This is a genomic window from Wolbachia endosymbiont of Drosophila barbarae, from assembly GCF_044752445.1.
Taxonomy (GTDB): Bacteria; Pseudomonadota; Alphaproteobacteria; order Rickettsiales; family Anaplasmataceae; genus Wolbachia; species Wolbachia pipientis.
This window is the reverse complement of the sequence record NZ_JBIXJM010000050.1, coordinates 1-570: the sequence shown is the minus strand read 5'-3', so window position 1 is coordinate 570 and position 570 is coordinate 1. Positions and strand designations below refer to the sequence as shown.

The following is a 570-nucleotide window of genomic DNA, read 5'->3' as shown; positions in this document are numbered from 1 at the left end:
TTACTGTTATCGTATCTGTTAAAACCCTTATATCATCTCTAGTAACCTGCTTTTTTACAATTTCAAGTAGCTCTTCTGAAGCTATGCCAGTTTGTGTTGATAAGATTGAAATTTGTACTTTTCCTGGTATAGGTGATTCTACTAATGCATCTTTTACTCTTCTATCTGCTGACAGTGCGTGATACCTATAATACTCCTTGCTCCCACACGTGCTTGAGCCTATTATATTTGCTTTAATTCTTTTTCTAAATCGTTCGTCATCTTCTTCTTTCTGCCTCTCCACTCCATAAAACTCAGCTAAATTATCAAGATCTTCTCCCGTTGCAAATTTAAGTAAGTTACTCTTTACTGCTTCATTTATTCTTTCTCTAAGCAAAAGTTCTCTCCATGCTGCTACCTCCAGAATCTTTATCGCTGGATCACTTTCAACTAATGCTGAAAAGGTTTCATCTCTACGGACTAACTCTTCCTTCATTCTCGAAAAGATTTCTTCATAACTTAGCTTTTCTACAATATTTAGCTGCTTCATCTTTAAACTACAATTTCATCAAAATGAATGTTTTTCCCGCT

General features: G+C 35.1%; 1 protein-coding gene. It reads right to left on the bottom strand.

Annotated elements, in window-relative coordinates:
- Positions 1-529: baseplate assembly protein (locus tag ACIPNH_RS00680; protein ID WP_400770943.1), on the bottom strand; the 529-nt coding region annotated here is incomplete at its 3' end.
- Positions 530-570: the final 41 nt, after the last annotated feature.